The 5,916-nt window shown below is 59.9% G+C and carries 7 protein-coding genes; 3 read left to right on the top strand and 4 right to left on the bottom strand.

Annotation, left to right across the window (positions count from 1 at the left end):
* Positions 1-817: OST-HTH/LOTUS domain-containing protein (locus H1Y01_RS18585; RefSeq protein ID WP_219341684.1), on the top strand; the 817-nt coding region annotated here is incomplete at its 5' end.
* Positions 818-1,036: 219 nt separating this feature from the next.
* Here H1Y01_RS18585 and rfbB read toward each other — a convergent pair.
* From rfbB to H1Y01_RS18570, 3 genes are read right to left on the bottom strand one after another with little or no spacing between them, the layout of a single operon-like run.
* Positions 1,037-1,984, bottom strand: coding sequence for a dTDP-glucose 4,6-dehydratase (gene rfbB, locus H1Y01_RS18580; protein ID WP_180542220.1), 948 nt, complete (start codon positions 1,982-1,984; stop codon positions 1,037-1,039).
* Positions 1,981-2,541 (bottom strand): dTDP-4-dehydrorhamnose 3,5-epimerase family protein, encoded by a 561-nt coding sequence (locus tag H1Y01_RS18575; protein ID WP_180542218.1) that lies wholly within the window; start codon positions 2,539-2,541, stop codon positions 1,981-1,983. Before H1Y01_RS18575 ends, rfbB begins: the two co-directional genes overlap by 4 nt.
* Complete coding sequence (locus tag H1Y01_RS18570) at positions 2,542-2,880, bottom strand: phage holin family protein (RefSeq protein WP_180542216.1); 339 nt, start codon at positions 2,878-2,880, stop codon at positions 2,542-2,544.
* A 163-nt stretch (positions 2,881-3,043) separates the two neighbouring features.
* On the opposite strand from H1Y01_RS18570, the gene H1Y01_RS18565 reads away from it, so the two are divergent.
* A complete protein-coding gene (locus H1Y01_RS18565) occupies positions 3,044-3,640 on the top strand; it encodes a DUF72 domain-containing protein (RefSeq protein WP_257644478.1) in 597 nt (198 codons plus the stop codon).
* Here H1Y01_RS18565 and H1Y01_RS18560 read toward each other — a convergent pair.
* Positions 3,610-4,491, bottom strand: a complete 882-nt coding sequence (locus H1Y01_RS18560; protein ID WP_180542212.1) for a Ku protein — start codon at positions 4,489-4,491, stop codon at positions 3,610-3,612. The two genes, H1Y01_RS18565 and H1Y01_RS18560, sit on opposite strands and share 31 nt — an antisense overlap.
* A 52-nt stretch (positions 4,492-4,543) precedes the next feature.
* Here H1Y01_RS18560 and H1Y01_RS18555 point away from each other — a divergent pair.
* A partial coding sequence (locus tag H1Y01_RS18555) for a DNA polymerase ligase N-terminal domain-containing protein (protein WP_301331925.1) occupies positions 4,544-5,916 on the top strand: 1,373 nt, incomplete at its 3' end.

Here is a 5,916-nt window from a genome sequence, read left to right as displayed (position 1 = left end):
GAGCGCGCCGCAGCAACAATCGCCGCGCCAGCAGCAACCGCCGCAGCAGCGCCGTCCGGTGCTCGAACTCGCCCAGGCCATGCCGCTGGTCGAGCGCGCCTTGCAGGTCCTCGATCGCCGCGAAGTCCGCCCGCAGCTCGGTCTCCTGAAATCGACCATGCTGCAGCTCGATTCGAGCTTCAGCGAAAAAGCCTACGGCGCCAACTCCTTCACCGACTTTGTCGAGAAGCTGCGCAAACAGGATTACGTCAACGTAACCGGCGGTGAAGGCCGTTACATGATCTCGCTCAAGCGCTCGGCCGCCCCCGAAAAAACCGTCCGGCCCGAAGAAGCCCTGCCCATCTTGCGCGATGTCCTCGAAACGCATCGCCTCGAAATGGAGGAAGGCGTACTGGCCTCCGAGCTCACCAACTGGGTCCGCGAAGAGCAGCCCGAGTTCGATTGGAAAAAGTTCGGCTTCCAGGAGTTCAGCGAGTTCCTCAACTTCGCGCAGGATAAATCCGTCGTACGCGTTCAGCCGGACGAAGAACACGGACTGTTCGTGCATCTAGGCGCTGAATTCCACCCGCCCGCGCTGCCCGAGCCGGAACCGCAGCCGATCCCCGAAGAAGAAGTGGAGGTCGAGGAGAAGCAGCCTTACGTACCTGGCCAACCCACCGCGAAAAGCCCGCGCACCACCACCAAGCGCGCCCCCCGCAAGGCCGGCCCCGACGTCAACGGCAACACCGCCACCCCGCCCAAAGTCCCGCGCAAGCGCACCGCCGCCACAACCAAACGCCCGCGCAAGACGCCACCGCCGCCCGGAGTCATGCAGTAGCCTCTATCTGTGTTTATCTGAAAACACCTGTCAGGATACTGAGCCGCGACGGTAACGGAGCTGGTGCTACGGAAAAAGAAGCTTCGAATGCTTTTACCGCGAGAAAGCGGAACGCCCAGGTTGTAACCGCTCCGTTACCGTCGCGGCTCAGCATGCGGTATTTGCATCGACTCAAACGCTGGTTTTCATTCCCCAGGGTGGCCGCAGGCCATATGTGGTTCATCCGCGGCTAATAGCCTTGGCCCGATACCACGCAGCCGTCGCAGCTAGGCCCTCAGCGAAAGGTACCCGGGGCCGCCAACCCAGTTCGTCGCGAATGCGGGACCAATCCACCGCATAGCGCCGGTCATGCCCCAGCCGGTCCGTAACCGGAGTCAGTAAAGACTCAGGCAACTCCAATACGCGAAGTAGCGTCCGAAGAACCTCCAGATTCGGCAGTACGTTCCCGCCGCCGATATGGTAAGTCGCCCCAGGCTCCCCGCGCTCTAAGATCAGCCGAAGCGCCGCACAGTTATCCGCAACATGAATCCAATCGCGGACCTGCATGCCATCCCCATAGACGGGAATCGGCTCCCCCGCCAACGCTCGTGTAATCGCCAGCGGCAGTAGCTTCTCGGGATACTGGAAAGGTCCGTAGTTATTACTCGTCCGGGTAATCAGAGTATCGATCCCGAAAGTATGGTGCGCCGCATGCACCAGATGCTCAGCCGCTGCTTTACTAGCCGCATAAGGACTACTCGGATGCAACGAATCGCTTTCGCGAAAGAAGCGCGGTTCCGGGATGCTGCCGCCCACCTCATCCGTGGAGATATGCAGGAAGCGCCGCGTCTTGCGCGCACGCGCCACATCAAGCAGCACCTGAGTTCCCAGGACGTTCGTCCGGACGAACTCGGCCGCACTGGAGATACTGCGGTCCACATGCGATTCCGCGGCGAAGTGGATCAGCGCGTCGCAGTGTTCCGGCAGCGCTTCACTAACGGCGGCCGGATCGCAAATGTCACCTCGAACAAAGGAGTAATCCGGATGCGAAGCAACGCTCGAAAGGTTGTCAGGATTGCCCGCGTAAGTAAGCTTATCGAAGACGATGACGGGACCAAGCTTGCGGGCAATCCACTCCCGCACAAACTGGGAACCGATAAAGCCGGCTCCCCCGGTCACAAAGATCACTTATGCTGCGTCTCCCAGTCGTAACTAATTCGGGAGTCGTCGTATGGGATGCGGCCTTCGTCCTTCGGATTGTAGAAGCGGTCCGTCGCGTAGACCAGCAGCGCCGGCTCCGTGCCGATTACCTTATACCCGTGGCCCACGCCGGGCGGAATCAGGATCTGCCATGGACGCAGCGTCCCACAGTACATCGTGTTGCGTCGTCCGAACGTCGGCGAACCTTGGCGGAAGTCGACAAGCACTACCTGGAACATCCCTGTTACGGGAGTCCAGCAATCCGTCTGCTCCAGATGATAGTGAAACGCCTTGATCGACCCGGGATAACTAAGTGCGGCTGAGACCTGAGTAGAGGAGGAGGGGAACGTGGACACTAAGCCAAGTTGCATGCGGAACACTTCCATGAAGTACCCGCGATCATCCGGCCATAAGTTAATCGATTCGACCCGAACCCCGGCAATCAACTTATCGGAATCAGGCTTTAAGATGACGTCGCCGATTCCGTGCGCACAATCCGGAATGGCCAGCTCGAGAGCTTCGGAAACAGCAAGAGTAGACGGCATTTATACGTGTAAAAGCCAGCTTAACAGCCATTGCACGATGCTCAGCAACAGCGCCCCCACGAATGCCGCAAAGAAGCCGCGCACCCGGAACCCAGGCACCAAAGCGCTCGCCAGCTGCAACATCAAAGCATTAATGACGAACCAGAAGAGCCCGAGCGTCAGGATTATCAGAGGCAGCGAGACCAGCTTCAGCAGCAGCCCCAAGGTGACGCTGATGAGCCCGTATACCAGCGCCGCAATCAGCGCGGCGCCGAAGGTGTCGACTTGAATCCCACTAACCACGTTCGCAACGATCAGCAAACTCGCCGCGCTAATCAGCCAGTGCAGCAACAGACGCATAGTATCGGCGATTGTAGCAGGGCGATTCAACCCGTGGCGTTATCCTACCGGGATGCCGCGACTTCACGCCGGATCGTCCGGCTTCGCCTACGCGTCCTGGAAACCGGTCTTCTATCCGCAGAAGCTGGCCGCCGCGAAGTTCCTGGGCCACTACGCATCACGATTGAACGCGGTCGAAATCAACTACACATTCCGCCGGCTCCCGTCCGCAGCGACGCTCGAGAAGTGGGTCGCATCCACGCCCGATGGCTTCGTGTTCGCCGTGAAAGCCAACATGCGGATCACGCACATCCTCAAGCTCAAAAACGCCGAGCAATCGACCGAATTGTTCCTCAAAATGATCGACCCGCTGCGCACCTCGCGCCGCCTTGGCCCGATCCTGTTCCAACTCGCGCCCACCTTCAAGCGCGACGACGAAGTCCTGGAAAACTACCTCAAACTGCTCCCCGGCGACCTGCGCTACGCCTTCGAGTTCCGGCACGCGTCGTGGTTAGCCGACCCCGTTTACGAGATCCTCGGCCGCTCCAACGTCAGCCTGTGCCTGGCCGAATCCGAGAAACTCGAAATCCCCAAAGTGATCACCGCCGACTTCGTCTACAGCCGCCTGCGAAAAGCCGACTACACCAAGGAAATGATGGCCGCAATCGAGGGCCAAACGCGCGAACAGCTAGCTGCGGGCCGCGACGTCTTCGCCTTCTTCAAGCACGAAGAAGACCCGCACGGCGCGCTCTACGCCGAGGATCTGCTGGCCCGCTTCTGACCGCCGGCGCGTTTGCGCGGTGCCGGCGCTTCCTCAGGTTCAGCCGCCGCCTCGGCTTCCGCAGTGGCCGCTTCGGCGCGCTTGGGCGGCTTCTTCTGCTCCAGGCTCTTGCGCAAAGCCTCCATGATGTCGATAACCGGCGCCACATGCGTCGTGGGCGTCTCCACCACCTTGTGCCCCTCGATCTTGGCGTGGATCATCTTCTCCAGGTTGTCGCGGTACGTGTCGTGGTACTTTTCCGGCTGAAATTCGTCCGCCAGCGACTCCACCAGCGTCCGCGCCAGCGCCAGCTCCTTGTCCTTGATCTGCGACGTGTCGGTCCGGAACTCATCCGCCGCCCGGATTTCGGACCGGTAGTACATGGTGTGCAGCATCATGCCCGAGTGCGACGGACGGATCACGATGATGTGCTCACGGTTGTGCATGGCAATCTTCGCCACGGCGTAATAGCCGGTCTGCTTCATGGCCTCGAACAGCAGCGCGTACGGCTTCTCGCCGCCCTCGCCCGGAGCCATGTAATAGGAAGTTTCGAGGTACACCGGATCGACGTCCGCGGCCTTCACAAACTCCAGAATCTCCATGATTTTGGCGGTTTTCGGGGCGACTTTCTTGATCTCTTCATCGTCGATCACGACGTAGTGATCCTTTTCGTACTCGTAGCCTTTGACGATCTCGTTCCGCGGGATCGGCTTGTCTTCCTTCTGGCAGAAGGTCACCAGCTTGACGCGCGAGCCATCCGGCTTATGCAGTTGGTTGAAGCTGATCGTCTCCCCTCGCGCGGCAACCGAGAGAGTCACCGGAAACGAGACCAGTCCGAACGTGAGATGTCCCTTCCAAACGCTGCTGGGCATGGTTTGTCCTCTTTAGACGTATATCATTTAGCAAGAACATTTCCAACTCTTTATGTCACTTGAGGAGTACAAGCGGAAACGGGACTTTAAAGTAACTCCGGAGCCCCCGCCGGCCAAAATCGACAGGAAAACGGGCCAAAACCGGTTTTACGTTCAGCGGCATCATGCAACGCATTTGCACTATGACTTCCGCATGGAAGTGGATGGAACCCTGAAGTCCTGGGCTGTTCCGAAAGGGCCGACACTCGATCCCAAACCGAAACACTTCGCGGCCATGGTGGAGGATCATCCCCTCGATTACGGCAACTTCGAAGGGAACATCCCGAAGGGCAACTACGGCGGCGGCAGCGTGATGCTGTGGGACCGCGGCACGTACGACCTGCTCGGCGACACGGACGCGCTGAAGCAGATCGAGCGCGGCGACTTCAAATTCCGCCTGCATGGCGAGAAGCTGAACGGCGAGTTCGCGCTGGTCCAGATGAAAGGCCGCGGCAAAGGCAACGAATGGCTGCTGCTGAAGAAGCGCGATGACGCCGCGGTGGAAGGCTGGGATACGGAGGACTTCGCGCACAGCGTCCTAACCGGACGCACCCAGGAAGAGATCGCCAAAGATCTCCCGCCGCACGACAAATCTTCGATACTGAGCCGCGACGGCGACGGAGCGGTCCAACGGTCCATCCCCAAAGCGGTGAAAGCGTCGATGCCCGGCTTCTTCGAGCCCATGGGCGCGACACTCGCCAGCGAACTGCCCTCCGGCCAGGAGTGGATCGCGGAGTTGAAACTGGACGGCGTTCGCGCGCTCTGCTTCATCGACAACGGTTCGGTCGAGATGTACACGCGCAACGGAAATCGCTGCGAACGGCAGTACCCGGAGCTGGCCGTATTGCCGCATCAGGTAGATGCGAAGCAGGCGATCCTCGATGGCGAGATCGTTGTCCTGGATGACAAGGGTGTCCCGAGTTTCAACCTCATTCAACCGCGCATCATGAACGCCGATGCCGCCGCCATCGCGCAGATGACGCGCACGCGGCCGGTGTTCCTTTACCTCTTCGACCTCCTTTACGCCGACGGATGGGATCTGCGCAACTCCGATCTTTCCGACCGCCGGAAGCTATTGGAAGAACTAGTCACGAGGGAAGGTCCCATCCGCGTTTCCGATGCCTTCCCCGCAAAACCGGAACTGCTCGAAGCCGCGAAGCAGAACGGGCTCGAGGGGTTGGTCGCCAAGTGCGTGACCAGTTGCTACGAGTCACGCCGGAGCCGGAACTGGCTGAAGCTCAAGCTGGTGCAGCAGCAGGAGTTCGTGATCTGCGGATATACCATCGGCGAGCGCGATCACTTCGGCGCGCTAGTCCTCGGCGTCTACGAAAAGGGTAAGTTACATTGGGCCGGAAATGTCGGGACAGGCTTCGATGCCAAGTTACT

Source organism: Nevskia soli, from assembly GCF_903970205.1.
Lineage (GTDB): Bacteria > Acidobacteriota > Terriglobia > Bryobacterales > Bryobacteraceae > Bog-113.
Note: the sequence above shows the minus strand (reverse complement) of the source record. Positions and strands in the feature narration are given on the sequence as shown.

What these genes read in the sequence shown, in the direction of transcription:
- H1Y01_RS18560 (WP_180542212.1), bottom strand. Translation starts at nt 4,491, where the DNA reads ATGCCCAGCAGCGTTTGGAAGGGACATCTCACGTTCGGACTGGTCTCG.
- H1Y01_RS18575 (WP_180542218.1), bottom strand. Translation starts at nt 2,541, where the DNA reads ATGCCGTCTACTCTTGCTGTTTCCGAAGCTCTCGAGCTGGCCATTCCG.
- H1Y01_RS18570 (WP_180542216.1), bottom strand. Translation starts at nt 2,880, where the DNA reads ATGCGTCTGTTGCTGCACTGGCTGATTAGCGCGGCGAGTTTGCTGATC.